The sequence below is a fragment of the Fodinicola feengrottensis genome, from assembly GCF_010993775.1.
Lineage (GTDB): Bacteria > Actinomycetota > Actinomycetes > Mycobacteriales > HKI-0501 > Fodinicola > Fodinicola feengrottensis.
Window position 1 is genome coordinate 221,768 of sequence record NZ_WOTO01000002.1, and the last position, 14,693, is coordinate 236,460.

A 14,693-nucleotide genomic window follows, 5' to 3' on the forward strand; every position below is an offset into this window, starting at 1 on the left:
TTCGGGACAGTCGTACGCCTATCCTTGGTCGCGCTATGCCTACGACCCCAGCGACGACCCCGTTCGCCGGCCTCTCGCAACGCCTCCCCGAGTTGATGGCCCGCGATGAACGCCGGCTCCGTCGCCGTCTCGAGGGCGCCCGCAAGCTCCGGGACCCAACCCGCCAGCAGCAGGCCGCGACCCAGCTGACCAGCGAAATCGACAAGGCCGAGGCGAGAGTCGCGCGGCGGCGGGCGGCGGTGCCCAAGCTGGTCTACCCGGACGCGTTGCCGGTCAGCCAGCGTCGCGACGAGATCGCCGCCGCGATCCGGGATCACCAGGTCGTGATCGTGGCCGGCGAGACCGGCTCGGGAAAGACGACCCAGCTGCCGAAGATCTGCTTGGAGCTCGGACGGGGGATCCGCGGCACGATCGGGCACACGCAGCCCCGTCGGATCGCCGCCCGTACGGTCGCCGAACGGGTCGCCGAGGAGCTCGGTACGACGATGGGCGCGACCGTCGGCTACAAGGTCCGGTTCACCGACCAGGTCGGCGAGGACAGTCTGGTCAAGCTGATGACCGACGGCATCCTGCTCGCCGAGATCGGCTCGGACCGGATGCTTCGGCAATATGACACGCTGATCATCGACGAGGCGCACGAACGCAGCCTCAATGTCGACTTCATCCTCGGCTACCTGAAGCAGTTGCTGCCACGGCGGCCGGACCTGAAGGTCATCATCACCTCCGCGACCATCGATCCGGAGCGGTTTTCCCGGCATTTCAACGACGCTCCGATCGTCGAGGTCTCGGGGCGTACGTATCCGGTGGAGGTCCGCTACCGTCCGGTCGTCGACCCGGATGACCCCGATCCGGACGAGGACCGTGACCAGTTGCAGGCGATCAGCGATGCGGTCGCCGAGCTGTCCGCCGAGGGACCAGGCGACATTCTGGTGTTCCTGAGCGGTGAGCGCGAAATCCGGGACGCGGCCGACTATCTCAACCGGCTGAGCCTGCGCAATACCGAGGTGCTGCCGCTGTACGCGCGGCTGTCCGCCGCCGAGCAGCATCGAGTTTTCCACCGCCACACCGGCCGCCGGATCGTGCTGGCCACCAACGTCGCGGAGACTTCGCTGACGGTGCCGGGCATCAAGTACGTGATCGACCCCGGTCAGGCCCGGATTTCCCGCTACAGCACCAGGTTGAAGGTGCAGCGGCTGCCGATCGAACGGGTTTCGCAGGCCTCGGCGAACCAGCGCAAGGGGCGTTGCGGTCGTACGTCCGATGGCATCTGCATCCGGCTCTACACCGAGGACGACTTCGACTCGCGGCCAGAATTCACCGACCCTGAGATCCTGCGTACCAACCTCGCGTCGGTGATCCTGCAGATGACCGCGCTCGACCTCGGCGACATCGCGGCCTTCGGTTTCCTTGATCCGCCGGACAAGCGCAACATCGCCGCCGGTGTGCAGCTCCTTGAGGAACTCGGCGCACTCGACGGCTCCGGACTCACCCAGGTGGGGCGGAAGCTTTCGCAGCTGCCGGTGGATCCGCGGCTCGGCCGGATGATCCTGGAAGCCGACAAAAACGGCTGCGTAAGAGAAGTCACGATCATCGTGTCGGCACTGTCCATTCAGGACCCACGCGAACGTCCAATCGACAAGCAGGAAGCCGCAACCGAGAAACATCGCCGCTTCGCCGAGCCGCACTCGGACTTCCTGGCCTATCTGAACCTCTGGGCGTATCTGACCGAGCAGCAGAAGGAACTGTCCGGCAACCAGTTCCGCAAACTCTGTCGTACGGACTTCCTGAACTATTTGCGCGTACGCGAGTGGCAGGATCTTTACGGCCAGCTCCGACAGATTTCGCGGGGCGTCGGCATCTCGCCGAACGTGGCGAACGCCGATCCGGACAAGGTGCATATCAGCCTGCTGTCCGGGTTGCTGTCGCAGATTGGCCTGAAGGATCCGGAAAAGAACGACTACGCGCGGCCCGCGTAACGCGCATTTCTCGATCTTCCCCGGCTCTGGACTTTTCAAGAAGCAGCCCCGCTGGGTGATGGCCGCGGAGCTGGTCGAAACCAGCCGACTGTGGGCGCGTACGGTCGCTGCCGTCAACCCGGACTGGGTGGAACCGCTCGCCGAACACCTGATTTCCCGTACGTACAGCGAACCGCACTGGGACGCCGAGGCCGGCGCGGTGATGGCGTACGAAAAAGTCACCCTCTACGGGCTGCCGGTGGTGCGCGCGGCGGCGGGTCAACTACGGCCGGATCGAACCGGAGCTGAGCCGCGAACTGTTCATCCGGTACGCGCTGGTGGACGGCGAATGGGAGACGCATCACAAGTTCTTCCACGAGAACCGCAAGCTGCTGGCCGAGGTCGAGGATCTGGAAAACCGGGCCCGGCGCCGGGACATCCTGGTCGACGACGAGGCGCTTTTCGACTTCTACGACCGCAGGATCGGGCCGGAGGTGGTGTCCGGCCGGCACTTTGACAGCTGGTGGAAGAAAGTCCGGCGGGACGAGCCGGATCTGCTGAACTTCGAGAAGTCTATGCTGATCAACGACCCGGCGAAGCTGGTCAGTGCGCAGGACTATCCGGACACCTGGCGGCACGGCGAGCTGGCTTTGCATTTGTCGTACCAGTTCGAGCCGGGCGCGGACGCGGACGGCGTGACCGTACACATTCCGCTCGCGGTGCTGAACCAGGTTGGCGCGCAAGGATTCGACTGGCAGGTGCCGGGGCTCCGCAAGGATGTGGTGGCAGCGCTGATCCGGTCGCTGCCCAAGGTCTGGCGCCGCAATTTCGTCCCTGCGCCGGATGTCGCGGCCGCCGTGGTGGCGGCGATCGATCCGTCCGACGGCGAGTTGGTGGCCGCGGTGGAAGACGAGCTGGCCCGGCTGACCGGGATCCGGGTGCCGGTCGACGCGTGGGACCTGAGCAAGGTGCCTGATCACCTGCGGGTCACTTTTCGGGTGGTGGACCGCAAACGTACGGTCGCAGAGGGCAAAGACCTGAACGTTCTGAAGGAACGCCTGCGTAAACGCATGCGCGAGGAGATGTCGGGGGGCACCGACAGTCCTGAGCGCGCCGGTCTGCGGACTTTCGAAGCTGTGCCGAAGGTCTACGAGCGGCGGCGCGGCGGACATGTGGTCAAGGCATTCCCGGCGCTGACCGACGAGCGGGACAGCGTGGCCGTTCGGCTCTATGACACCGAAGCCGAGCAGCAGCGGGCGATGGCGGAGGGGACCCCCGGCGGCTGGTGCTGCTGAATTCGCCGTCTCCCGTCGCGTACGTGAATGGTCGGCTCACCAACCGCAGCAAGCTCACTCTCAGCAAGAACCCGCACTGCGATGTCGCCGACATGTTGCAGGACTGCGTTTCCTGCGCGGCGGACAAACTCATCGCCGACGCCGGCGGACCGGTCTGGGAAGGCGAGGGTTTCCAAGCCCTGCTCACATCCGTGCGGGCAGCTCTGCCGGAGACGACGTTGGCGGTCGTACGAGCGGTGGAAGCCGTGTTGGCCGCGACCCAGCAGGTGGAAGGTGAGATCGCCGACCTGCGTGCGACGGCCGTACAACCGGCTGTCGCCGATATTCGCCGGCAGCTGGACGCACTGGTTTTCCGCGGTTTCGTGACCGCGAGTGGCTGGCATCGGCTGGCGGATCTCCCGCGCTATTTGACCGGCATTTCCCAGCGGATCGAAAGGCTTCGCCGGGACGTGCCGCGGGACACCATCAACACCGGCACGATCGCGTACGTCCAGGAGGAATACCAGCGGCGGCTGGACCGGTTGCCGGCCGGCGCACCGGTGCCCGCCGCCCTCGCCGAGGTCCGCTGGATGATCGAAGAACTGCGGGTCAGCCTCTTCGCGCAGTCGCTGCGCACCGCGTACCCAGTCTCCGAGAAGCGCATCCTGCGGGCCATCGACAGCGTCTGAGAAAGTCGCTGAAACCGTTTGTGACCTGGCCTGGGTCTTTCCTCGTGATAGTGACCGATGACGAGGAGCCTGGATGGGACACGCGACAGCGGTTGACAGTGACTGGAGAGCGGGTGAGATGACCGGTACGGGGGACATACGTCGTCGACTCGACGAGCTCTGTATCGCGGCACGTACCAACGCCTGGTGGTGCCCGCTTACGCGCTGACCGGCGACCTTCCGGAGGCACAAGACGCCATACAGGAGGCGTTCGTACGGGCGGTGGCGCGGCCCGCCAAGGTGCTGGACGCGGACAACCCCGAGGCCTGGCTGCGGACCGTAGCGCTAAACGTGGCGCGGAGCCGGTTCCGGCGGCGGGTCCGGATGGACACGTTGTTGCGGCGAGTGCCGGCGTCGCCGCGGGCGCTACCCGGGATCAGCTCTTCCCGGCTGGAGGTGATCGCCGCGATGCGCAAGCTGCCGGCCGTGCAGGCCGCCGTGAATGTTCGCGGAGTCGCTGCCTCGGGACGCCCCTGCCATTAGGATTTCGCCACGATTGGTCTGTGTGACATCGGCCTTGGTGGCGCGTCTGGGTTGGCGGGGGCGTAAGGGCGGCGAGAGGAATGCCTTGGTTGCGGACAAATCCACCGTCGGGTGGTCCGATGCCGATCAGGGATCGCAGCCCTGGTCCCGAGAACTGCCCAAAGCGGTCGTCGCGCTGTTCGCGGCTTTCACCGCGTTCGGGATCACCGTGCCGGTGCTGCCGGTGCTGATCACCGGACGGCTGCACGGGTCCTCCTTCGAGGTGGGTCTGACCTTCGCTCTCAACGCGATCACCGCGTTGGTGGTCCGGCCGTACGCGGGCCAGTTCGCCCAGCGGGTCGGCACTCGCCCGGCGATGCTGCTGGGCTGCGGGCTGGCCGCCGCCAGCACCGTGTTTTACGTGCTTCCGCTGGGCATTCCCGGCATTCTGGTCGGCCGGATCATGATGGGCGCGGGCAGCGCGCTGCTGTTCGTGGGTGGCGCGGTGTGGATTGTCGCGATGGCGCCGACCGATCGGCGGGGGCAGTGGGTCGGGCTCTACGGCCTGGGGCCGTGGAGCGGCTTGATCGCCGGTCCGATCGTCGGTGATTTGTTGTTCAGGGTCGGTTCGTACCCGCTGGCCTGGACGGTGGCGGCCGGTCTGCCGTTGCTGGCGGTGATGGTCGTGCTGTGGTTGAAAAAGGTCGCCGGTCAGGGCGCCAGCACCTCGCGGAGCCTGCTGCCGCGCAGTGTCGTGTTGCCCGGGCTCGCGCTGGCGGCCGGGGCGTTCGGCTATGGCACGGTGACCAGTTTTGGCGTGTTGGCGTTCAAATCGCATGGGTTCGGTAGTGGTTCGCTGGCGCTTGGCCTGTTCAGCGTTGGCTATCTGGTCACTCGGCTGCTGACCAGCCGGGTTCCGGACAAGGTCGCACCCGTACGGCTCATCGCGGGATCGTCGATCGCGGAGGCGGTCGGGCTGGCGCTGATGGGATTCGCGCCGGCCTTCTGGATGGGCGCTGTTGGCGCGGTGCTGGCCGGCGCCGGTTTCACGCTTTTCCAGCCGGTGCTGGCACTCATCACGATCAAGACCGCGCCGGAGGCTGAGCGGGGTGCGGCATTGGGGGCCCTGTCGTCTTTCCTGGACATCGGCGTCACCTGTGCCGGTCTCGGTGGCGGTGTGATCGCGACCGCGTCGTCGACGCCGGCCGCGACCTTCCCGGCTGCCGCGGTTGTCGTGTTGGCCGCGATCATCGTCGTGGTTTTCGCGGCCCGCCGGCGCTCGGCTTAGGACAGTCCGAGCGCCTGCATTCCTGGTTCGCAGGCGGCGACGAGCTCGGCTCGGCGCGTACGGCCGCGGGCAGCTTGCCGGCGGTGCCGCTACGGGTCGGGTCCAGCAAGACGGCCGCCTTTTCGAGCCATTCGGGATGTGCTGGTACGTCCACGAAATCGGCCAGTCGGGTCAGCTCGGCGGCTGGGTCGGCAAGCAGCGTCTCGTACCGCAGGTCGGTCCGTTGAGCGGCCGGGATCGCTGCCAGGTCAGCTAATCCGCGAATGATGATGTCCGACCAGAGCGCGCCAAACCGGTCCACCGGCAGCGAGCGGTCGAAAATCAGCGACCGGTCATAGGTGTCGCTGAGCAGCGGTGCCAGATCTGGCGGCAGTTGCGCCGCGTGTGCGGGCGTCAGGTCCTCGATCGTTCGTACGCCGACGCGCTCGCACATTTCCAACAGCAGCACGATCATCCGAAAGCCCGGATGGTCCTTCATCGACAGCGCGCAGTCCGGGCCGTTCCGAAACAAATGCACGAACCTGGCGTCTGGGAAGGTGTCGCGCAGCGCGGGCACCAGCCGCAGGGAGTAGCCCGACCGCTCGACCACCGCGGAGCGGTCGAAACGCTCGCAGAACCAGCCGAAAAGGGCCAGCCAGTGGGCTGTGGTGCTGCGTTCGGGCCAGGTCGGCACCTCGGCGGCGAGTTCGTCGTACAGGCCGTCCGGGTCGTCTGACAGGGCCGGCAGCGGCACCAGGCTGATCGCCGGAATGCCGCTCTGCGCGGTGAACCGGCCGGGCCGGCGCGGATAGAGAATCTCCGGTGCCTGCGCGCCGCTGCGGATCGCCGCGTCCAGGCCCGGCCGCGGTTTGGCCAGCAGTCGCCAAAAACGCTGGCCGTCCAGCGGGCCTGGCCGGAATCCGCGCGGTCCGATCGAAAACCACAACTCGCTGAGGCTGAGGACATCGGGATGTGCCTGGAGAACGCTGGTCAGCGCGGTCGATCCGGCCCGGCCGGTGCCGACCACGAACGTTACCTGTCGCATTGTCTGTTTCCCCGTTGTCGAGAGCGGAAGACCTTCCGAACAGGAGAACGTGGCACGATACGTCAGGTCACGTTATTTCTGTCCGATTTTTCGGCGAGTAGGTGCGGGAAGGGTTCAGTGTAGGTAAAAAGCTGCGCTGGATAGCGTAAATCACCGAGTCCGCGCCGGACGGCGGAGCCGGACCGGTTGGCGAAAGTCGCCGACGAGTTCGCGGTGCCACCAGAGCCCGGTGTCGCGACGTTCGGCAGGGGTGGTGAATCGATAACGGAACATCCGGGCCCGAACGAAGACCGGCGGGTCGTCCGGGAACGGGTTGCGTCGCAGCAGCCGATCGAGCGTTGGATCGTTCTTCAGCAGTTTGTCCACAAAGTTCGGCAACCAGGATGTGCCGTAGCGGGGTGAAAGCGCGACAAACCACATCAGCCAGTCCAACCGGAGGTGATAGGGCGCGTATTGCCGCGGCCGGCGACCGGGATCGCCGGGCTTGCCGCGGAACTCGTACGGGTGCCACACCGTTTCCGGTGTCAGGCGATGGTCACGAGTGCCTTCCCACACGATTTCGTGCCGGAGCCGGGTCACGCTGCCGAAGGCACCGTACGTGTTGACCAGGTGCAGCCGGTTGAAGCTGCGGTTCATCACCTGGCGTGGGCCGATCATGTTCCGTACGGGGAAGTAGCTCAGCGCCGCCATGGCAACGAAAAGCAGTGCGACGGCGATGTCGTACCACAGCGGCGGAAGGGCGCTGGGCAAGGGAATCGGCAGGGCGTGACGCAGCAGCCCGTCATCCATCGCACCAAACGCGAGCACGATGGTGAGTGCGTTGAGCCAGGCGAAGTTTCCGCTCACCATCAACCATAGCTGCGTCCCCGCGATGATCGCCGCGGCCACGTTTTTCGCCGGCTGTGGAGCGAAAAGCAGGAACGGAACGAGAAGTTGGGTGACGTGGTTGGCGGCGGCTTCGACCCGGTGCATCGGCCGCGGTAGGTGGTGGAAATACCAGCTGAGCGGACCGGGCATGGGCTGGGTTTCGTGGTGGTAGTAAAGACAGGTGAGGTTCTTCCAGCATCGGTCGCCACGCATCTTGATCAGCCCGGCGCCGAACTCGAGCCGGAAAAGCAGCCACCAGAGCAGCCACAGGACCGGCGCGGCCGGCGTGAGCGATGAGGGTGCGAGGAAAACAGCGAGAAAGCCGACCTCACACAGCAGCGACTCCCATCCGAAGCCATACCAGATCTGCCCGACATTCACGATGGACACGTAAATGAGCCACAACACCAGCCAAGCCGCCATCGTGGCCGGCAAAGGCAACACGTCGCCGGCGCCAACAACCAAGGCGACCGAGATCGTCAAGCCGCTCCAGCAGACGCCCGCGAAGAACCGGTCGCAATAGTGGAAATGGAAGATGCTGGGCGCCTGGCGGAAGGTACGGCTGGCCAGAAAGCGCGGGATCGGAGTGAGGCCACGTTCGCCGAGCAGACCTCTGAACTGCCGGAGGGCGCTGGCGAAAGCGAGCGTGTAGATCACCGCTACCAGATGGGAGACCACCAGCCGCGCGAGAGCGTAGTCCGGCGCGAAAAACCAGTCCGGGAACACCGATCAGCCGCCGATTGCCTCGGTCATCCTGGCCCGCGTCATCCCAGCCCCGCTGACGCCAAAAACGCGCCGGAGCGCGGTCCGCGCCGCGTGCCAACCGCACATTCCATGGACGCCTGGGCCGGGTGGGGTAGCCGCCGAACAAAGGAAAATCCGCGGATCGGGGGTAGCGTAGGGAACCGGCACCGGAATCGGCCGGAAAAGCAGCTGGGTGCCCCGAAAAGCGCCACATGCGATGTCACCGCCGAGGTAATTCCGGTTCGCCGCCTCCAGCGCGGCCGGGCCGCGGACCGATCGGGCGAGGACAAGGTCGCGAAATCCCGGCGCGAACCGCTCGATCTGCTTTTCCATCAGGGTCGTCAGGTCGCCGGGCCAGCCGGCCGGAACATGCCCGTACGCCCAGAAAACACTCTTGCCCTCCGGCGCCCGGGACGGGTCGACCACGGTCGGCTGGGAAGTGATCAGGAAAGGTGGGTTCGGCGGCCTGCCGTGCTGGACGGCTTTGAGCGCGTTGCCGATCTCCGGCACCGACGGTCCAATGTGGACGGTGCCGGCCCGGCGGCAGTCCGGATCCAGCCACGGGACGGGTTCGGACAGGGCGTAGTCGATTTTGAAGGCGGCCGGCCCGTACGAGTAGTAGCGCCCCAGCCGGGCGGCGTATTTGCGGCCCAGCCGGTGACCACCGATGGTGACCAGGTCACGCGGTGACACATCCAGGACGTAGGCGCGAGCCGGCGGCAGCTCGTCGATCGACCGCACCAGCGTACCGGTATGGATTTTCCCGCCCAGCAAACGAAAGTAGCCAGCCAGTGCGTCGGTGATCGACTGGGATCCGCCGGCCGGGACCGGCCAGCCGTTGGCGTGCGCGGCCGCCGCGAAGACCATCGCGACCCCGCCGGTGGCCGGCGTGCTGAGCGGTGCGATCACGTGCGCGGCCAACCCACTCAGCATCGCCCTGGTGCCGCTTTCCTTGAAGAAAGCAGCCAAAGCGGAGATCGGCAACCCGCCAGGAACCCCGAAAGCCGCGAGCAGCGCGGGATGGGGCGGAAAACCATCCAGCGGGGCGCGCAGGAAGGCCGCGGCGAGGGCGTCCCAGCGATCCGCGAAGGGCTGCAGCAGTCGTCGATATCGATGACCGTCCCGGCCCAGCGAGGCGACGGTGGCCTGGAAACCGCGGTCCAGGACGACCGCCGGCCGACCCGGCACCGGATGGGCGAGCGCGAGGTCGGGCTGGAGCCAGCGCAGTCCGTGCTCCGCGAGCGGGAGGGCCCTGAACGCCGGTGATCCGATGCCGAGCGGGTGCACCGCTGAACAGGGATCGTGCGCGAAGCCGGGAAGTGTCAGCTCGTCCGTACGGGCGCCGCCGCCGATCCCTTCACTGGCCTCGAAAAGCTCCACCGCGAGGCCAGCCTGGGCGAGCGTTATCGCAGCGGTCAGCCCGTTCGGCCCGGAGCCGACCACGACGGCGTCTGTTGCTGGCACTGTGTCCCCTCGGTGTCTTCACGCACATTCTCCCGGGGTTCGGGGTAGGCCGCACACCGAGCTGGTTAGCCGGTCGCGATATCGAACTCGGCTGGACGGCGGTTGGCTTCGATGGTCTTGATGTGCCGGCGCCCCCAGGCCCCGAGGGGCCGCAGTGCCTCGTTAAGGGAGTCGCCGAACTCGGTCAGCGAGTACTCGACGTGTGGCGGCACCTCGTGGAACACCTCGCGGTGCACGACCTCATCGGCCGCCAGCTCACGCAGCTGCTGGATCAGCACCTTCTCGCTGACGCCCGGCAGCTCCCGCCGCAGGTCAGCGAACCGGCGGGTGGTTCCGTGGTCCAACGCCCAGAGAATGAGCACTTTCCACTTGCCGCCGACCACGTCGATGGCGGCGTCGATCCCGCAGACGTACGGCAGCTTGCTCTTCACCACAACGACCCCACTTACTTCTTGGTAAGTACCCCACAAAATTGTCAGTACTTGATCAGAGTAAAGCCTGCGCGGACGATGGGAAAGACCGACCGGGATTTCTCGAACAATGAGGTTTGTGTGCGAAAAGAAAATGTGACTGTGCTCGGCCTTGGGCAGATGGGGGTCGCGCTGGCGCGTGCGTTCGCGCGAGCCGGCCATCGTACGACAGGGTGGAACCGGACCGCGGGTAAGGCCGGCGACCTGGCCGGCGTGGTGGAGGCCGCGAGTGTTGCCGACGCGGTGACCGCGAGCGACCTGGTTGTGGTCTGTGTGCTGGATTATTCGGCGGTGCAGGAGATCTTTGGCGCGGTCGACATTTCCGGCCGTACGATCGTGAACCTCACCAACGGCACGCCCCGGCAGGCGAGAGAGCTTGATGCCGCGGTGACCGCACGCGGCGCAAGATATGTCGACGGCGGCATTATGGCTATCCCGCCGATGATTGCCGGCCCTGAGGCGATGGTGCTGTACAGCGGATCGACGCAGGCGTACGAATCGTATGAGCACGTTTTGGGGTTGCTGGGCACGGGGACCTTCGTCGGCACCGACCCGGGACTAGCGGCGTTGTACGATCTTTCCTTGCTGAGCGCGATGTACGGCTTGCACGGCGGTGCCTTGAACGCCTTTGCTCTGGCGGGTAGCGAGAAAGTGCCGGCAACGGATTTCCTGGCCCTGTTGGTTCCCTGGCTGCGGGCCATGTTGGGCGCGTTGCCACGGTTCGCCGAGCGGATCGACTCGGGCGACTTCGGTACCGGCGTGTCGTCCAAGCTCAGCATGCAGGTGCAGGCCTTTCCCAACTTCTTCGACGCCAGCAGGGAACAAGGCGTCCGAGACGATCTGCTGCGGCCGATATACGAGCTGATGAAACAGCGGGTAGCCGACGGTCATGGCGACCAGGACGGGGCCAGCATTGTCGAGCTCCTGCGCACACCGTCCACAGTAGACAGGGGCTAGTTTTCCATGGGCAAGTACGAAGGTAAGAAGGCTGTCGTGATCGGCGGCACGCACGGCATCGGGGCGGCGATCGTGGACGGCCTGCTGTCCGGCGGCGCCGAGGTGCTGTTAACCGGCCGGAACGAGAAGAATCTGGCCGCGGTCGCCGAACGGCTGGGGCCGAGCGTCCACGTCGTACGGGTGGATGCGGCGAATCTCGCTGACCTCGACGAGTTGCGGGGCGAGGTGATGCACCGACTTGGCGGGGTCGACGCATTGTTTGTGAACCACGGGTATGCGCGGCTGGCACCGTACGAGCAGGTCACCGAAGAGATGTATGACCGACATTTCAACGTCAACGCCAAAGGTGCCTTCTTCGCCGTCCAGCGGCTGGCGCCGGCGGTACGGTCCGGCGGCTCGATCGTGTTCACCAGCTCGATCGCCGACGCCGGCGGTTCGCCGGGCATGATGGCGTACGCGGGCTCGAAGGCGGCGCTGTGGTCATTCGCGCAGGGTTTCGCGTCCGAACTGCTGCCTCAGGGAGTCCGGGTGAACGCGGTCAGTCCGGGATTTGTCGACACCCCGACGATGGGGGTGGACGCCTCCGACCAGCTCCGCGCCGAGTTTTCGGTGATAGGCGACCAGGTCACGCCGATGAAGCGGCACGGGCGACCGGACGAGGTCGCGGCGGCAGCGCTGTTCCTGGCCTTCGACGCGACCTTCACCACCGGCGCGAAACTCCCGGTCGACGGTGGTCTCGGCCAGCGTGTCAAGGCCCCGGACTAGTGTCCTGCGCCCGAAGTTCATTACTTTCTCCGGCGCCCAGACGGCGTCTGAGAGCACCGGAGAACCGCCCACATACCACCAGTATGAGGACGATCCTCCGGCGCACTCAGGCCACCATCTGGATCACCGAATAAAGCAACGAACTTCGAACCCAGGACACTAGGTTAAAATAGCTGGGTGTATCTGGAGATTCTCATCCTGGCTGAGCTGGCTCAGCGGCCGGCTCACGGCTACGAGCTGAAGGAGCGGATTCACCGCGATCTGGCCGGCTCGGTGGAGATCAACAGCAACACCCTCCATCCGGCGCTGCGTCGGTTCAGCACTGACGGGTTGGTGCGGTCCGAGGAACACCACGAGCCGGGCCGGCCAACCCGCCAGGTCTACCGGCTGACCGAGGCCGGCCGCCGTCGGCTGGACACCCTGTTGACCGACTTCGAGCCGGCCGCGGCACGTCGTGCGGATGAATTTTGGACCAGGGTAGCGTTTTTTTCATCTCGTCAACGCGGACGTACGCCGACGGGTTCTGCTAGCGCGCCTGGATGCCCTTGACGGCCTCGACAAAAAGCTGGCGGAACTGCGCGGCCGTACGCTCGGCGATGTCGAAGAGATGGCCAGCTGGCCGACACAGGCGGTGGATTTTCGCCGGCACATGACCGAAGTGGAGCGGGAATGGGTGCGTGCCCAGCTGGCCGAGTTCGGCACCCGGTAGTTTCGGGACGATCATGCTCTGAGTGAAAGCGCTGTGCAGGGTCTGGTGGCGGTCGCTACGGTGGTGCGGTGGAAACAGTTGAGGTTCTTCCGACTCTCTTGATGATGTTGCGTTTTCCGGTAGGTCAGGCGTATCTCTGGCACGACAGTGATTCGCTGACTTTGATCGACGCGGGCTTCGCCGGCTCCGGGCCGGCCATCGCGGACGCGATCCGCGGGCTGGGCAGGCGCCAGGAGGAACTACGCGCGATCGTCCTGACCCACCACCACCCGGACCATGCCGGTGGCGCGGCCGAGGTCGCCGCCTGGAACGGCGCGGCCGTGCTGGCGCACCGTCTGGAGGCTCCGGTCGTACGCGGCGAACAGCCAGCCATCCCACCCGTTCTCACCGACGAGGACCGTGCCCTCTATGAGCGTATTGTCGGCACTGGCAACCAAGATCCGAGCCCACCGTCGGGTGTGGACCGGGAGGTGGAGGACGGCGACGTGCTCGACTTCGGCGGCGGCGCCGAGGTGCTTTGGGGTCCCGGCCATACCGCCGGCAGCATCGGGATTTTCCTTCCCCATCACGGTGTGCTGTTCACCGGCGATACCGTGGCGAACCAGCCGGCCCTGCGGCTCGGCGTCTTCAACACGGACCGCGCCGCGACCATCGAGAGCTTCAAGCGTTTTGCCGCATTGGAAACGGAAATCGCGTGCTTCGGTCACGGTGACCCCGTTATCGGTGACTCGGCGTCCCAATTGCGTACGGTGGCCGCGGATATTAAACCGTAGGCCGTTTCCAGACCTATTGCGCTGGCATCCTCGAATCTGTTCAAGCGGGGCCATCGGATTCGAACCTTCGACGGGTGAGTTGCAGCACCGAAATAGTGAGCGGTGAAGGAAGGGCTAGTAGTCGATCAGCGTACGACCGAGTTGGTACGCCTCGAAAAGGTCATCTCCGTGGTAGCGCGCAGCAGCGAGCCCGTCCAAATGTTTGTCAGCGTTGACGGCGACCGTCGCGGTGAGGTGACGAAGAGAGGGGCGCGTCCGACATGGAGTCGCCATAGGCGACACACGGGTCGGACTGTGCGGCCACAATACGGACTTTGTCCGCAGGCGTAAGAATGAGCGATGGATCGATCGGCGCGGCGAAAGGCGGCGCTGGGAACTGGGACGCCACCACCTCGTCGAAGCCGCGGTTGAGGAGGTGCCGCGCGAAAAAGTCTGGCGACATGGTGATGACCATCGAACGTTCGCCGCGGGAGCGGATATCGGCGCATACGTCGTCGATGCGTGACAGCCATGGGCTTGTCGCGTACGCGTCTGCCACTACCGCCGGCGTCAACTGCCGCCAAAGCCGATGCAATGCCTGGGCGAAGCCGCGAGTGTCGAGATCGCCGGCGGTGAACCGGGCCTCCAGCGCGACCAGCTCCGGAACGGTGTCCAAGGCCCGCGCGATTTCCAGGCTCGCGGTCGTACCGGCCAGCAGGGTGCCGTCCATGTCGAAAACGTGCAGGGTGCTCACCTCTGGAGTCTCTCAACTATGGTTCGGCGCATGGCAGAGAGGCAAGCCACGCGCGAACGCTGGACGCGGCCGTCGCGGTGGTGGTCGGGCTGATCGTCGTCGCGGGGACCGTACGCCTGTGGCCACCGGTCTCGGTGCCGCTGCAGCCGGCCGGCTGGGCGCTGATCGTGGCCGCCTCGGTGGGATTGTATTTCCGCCGGCGTTTTCCGGTCGTGATCGCGGCTTTCACGCTCGCGGTCTGCGTGGTCTACTACCCGGCCACCGAGCCGGACGGGCCGATCGTGCTCGCCTTCGTGGTGGCTCTCTACACCGTGGCGGCCGCTGGGAAGCTGGTGGCGGCGATCGTGGTTGCCGCCGCGGTCAGCCTGCTGTTGGTGGTGGCTGGCGAGATCAGCCTGATAGTCGCCCGGGAGCCTCGGCAGGTCGACAACTTCGAGCTGTTCCTGCTGGTCGGCTGGCTGATCGCGGTGGTCGCGCTGG

General features: G+C 66.0%; 12 protein-coding genes and 2 pseudogenes. 8 read left to right on the forward strand and 6 right to left on the reverse strand.

Annotated features, from left to right (window positions below):
* Positions 1 to 35 precede the first annotated feature (35 nt).
* The 3 genes and pseudogenes from hrpA to GNX96_RS02625 all read left to right on the forward strand — a co-directional run bounded on the left by hrpA (position 36) and on the right by GNX96_RS02625 (position 5,707).
* Positions 36 to 3,918, forward strand: a pseudogene (gene hrpA, locus GNX96_RS48180) (ATP-dependent RNA helicase HrpA).
* 159 nt (positions 3,919 to 4,077) lie between these two features.
* Positions 4,078 to 4,440 carry a sigma factor gene (locus GNX96_RS02620; protein WP_279579190.1) on the forward strand — a complete coding sequence of 121 codons (363 nt, stop codon included), beginning with the start codon at positions 4,078 to 4,080 and terminating at the stop codon, positions 4,438 to 4,440.
* 85 nt (positions 4,441 to 4,525) lie between these two features.
* Positions 4,526 to 5,707, forward strand: coding sequence for an MFS transporter (locus GNX96_RS02625; protein WP_163566861.1), 1,182 nt, complete (start codon positions 4,526 to 4,528; stop codon positions 5,705 to 5,707).
* Here GNX96_RS02625 and GNX96_RS02630 read toward each other — a convergent pair.
* The 4 genes from GNX96_RS02630 to GNX96_RS02645 form a co-directional block, all read right to left on the reverse strand.
* Positions 5,667 to 6,731: a sulfotransferase family protein gene (locus tag GNX96_RS02630; protein ID WP_279579152.1), complete on the reverse strand. Its 1,065-nt coding sequence runs from the start codon at positions 6,729 to 6,731 to the stop codon at positions 5,667 to 5,669. The two genes, GNX96_RS02625 and GNX96_RS02630, sit on opposite strands and share 41 nt — an antisense overlap.
* Before the next feature lie 150 nt (positions 6,732 to 6,881).
* Entirely contained in the window at positions 6,882 to 8,324 is a 1,443-nt protein-coding gene (locus GNX96_RS02635; protein ID WP_163566862.1) for a lipase maturation factor family protein, read from the reverse strand.
* A gap of 3 nt (positions 8,325 to 8,327) precedes the next feature.
* Positions 8,328 to 9,806, reverse strand: a complete 1,479-nt coding sequence (locus tag GNX96_RS02640; RefSeq protein WP_163566863.1) for a phytoene desaturase family protein — start codon at positions 9,804 to 9,806, stop codon at positions 8,328 to 8,330.
* Positions 9,807 to 9,871: 65 nt separating this feature from the next.
* Positions 9,872 to 10,240: a winged helix-turn-helix transcriptional regulator gene (locus GNX96_RS02645; protein WP_163566864.1), complete on the reverse strand. Its 369-nt coding sequence runs from the start codon at positions 10,238 to 10,240 to the stop codon at positions 9,872 to 9,874.
* A 138-nt stretch (positions 10,241 to 10,378) separates the two neighbouring features.
* Between GNX96_RS02645 and GNX96_RS02650 the strand changes: the two genes are divergently transcribed.
* From GNX96_RS02650 to GNX96_RS02660, 3 genes are all read left to right on the forward strand, one after another.
* Entirely contained in the window at positions 10,379 to 11,233 is an 855-nt protein-coding gene (locus GNX96_RS02650; protein WP_279579153.1) for an NAD(P)-dependent oxidoreductase, read from the forward strand.
* Between the two features lie 6 nt (positions 11,234 to 11,239).
* Positions 11,240 to 11,998, forward strand: coding sequence for an SDR family NAD(P)-dependent oxidoreductase (locus tag GNX96_RS02655; protein ID WP_163566866.1), 759 nt, complete (start codon positions 11,240 to 11,242; stop codon positions 11,996 to 11,998).
* A gap of 177 nt (positions 11,999 to 12,175) precedes the next feature.
* Positions 12,176 to 12,547 carry a PadR family transcriptional regulator gene (locus GNX96_RS02660; protein ID WP_163566867.1) on the forward strand — a complete coding sequence of 124 codons (372 nt, stop codon included), beginning with the start codon at positions 12,176 to 12,178 and terminating at the stop codon, positions 12,545 to 12,547.
* Here GNX96_RS02660 and GNX96_RS02665 read toward each other — a convergent pair.
* Positions 12,525 to 12,722 carry a hypothetical protein gene (locus tag GNX96_RS02665; RefSeq protein ID WP_163566868.1) on the reverse strand — a complete coding sequence of 66 codons (198 nt, stop codon included), beginning with the start codon at positions 12,720 to 12,722 and terminating at the stop codon, positions 12,525 to 12,527. The two genes, GNX96_RS02660 and GNX96_RS02665, sit on opposite strands and share 23 nt — an antisense overlap.
* 53 nt (positions 12,723 to 12,775) lie before the next feature.
* Here GNX96_RS02665 and GNX96_RS02670 point away from each other — a divergent pair, with 53 nt between their 5' ends.
* On the forward strand, positions 12,776 to 13,480 hold the full coding sequence (locus tag GNX96_RS02670) for an MBL fold metallo-hydrolase (RefSeq protein WP_163566869.1): 705 nt from the start codon (positions 12,776 to 12,778) through the stop codon (positions 13,478 to 13,480).
* A 205-nt stretch (positions 13,481 to 13,685) separates the two neighbouring features.
* Here GNX96_RS02670 and GNX96_RS02675 read toward each other — a convergent pair whose 3' ends face one another.
* Complete coding sequence (locus GNX96_RS02675; protein WP_279579154.1) at positions 13,686 to 14,213, reverse strand: HAD family hydrolase; 528 nt, start codon at positions 14,211 to 14,213, stop codon at positions 13,686 to 13,688.
* Between the two features lie 80 nt (positions 14,214 to 14,293).
* Here GNX96_RS02675 and GNX96_RS67015 point away from each other — a divergent pair.
* A pseudogene (locus GNX96_RS67015) lies at positions 14,294 to 14,656 on the forward strand (DUF7134 domain-containing protein); the annotation flags it as partial.
* Positions 14,657 to 14,693: the final 37 nt, after the last annotated feature.

Coding starts and splice junctions, on each gene's coding strand:
- GNX96_RS02630 (WP_279579152.1), bottom strand. CDS start 6,731: ATGCGACAGGTAACGTTCGTGGTCGGCACCGGCCGGGCCGGATCGACC.
- GNX96_RS02665 (WP_163566868.1), bottom strand. CDS start 12,722: ATGATCGTCCCGAAACTACCGGGTGCCGAACTCGGCCAGCTGGGCACG.
- GNX96_RS02655 (WP_163566866.1), top strand. CDS start 11,240: ATGGGCAAGTACGAAGGTAAGAAGGCTGTCGTGATCGGCGGCACGCAC.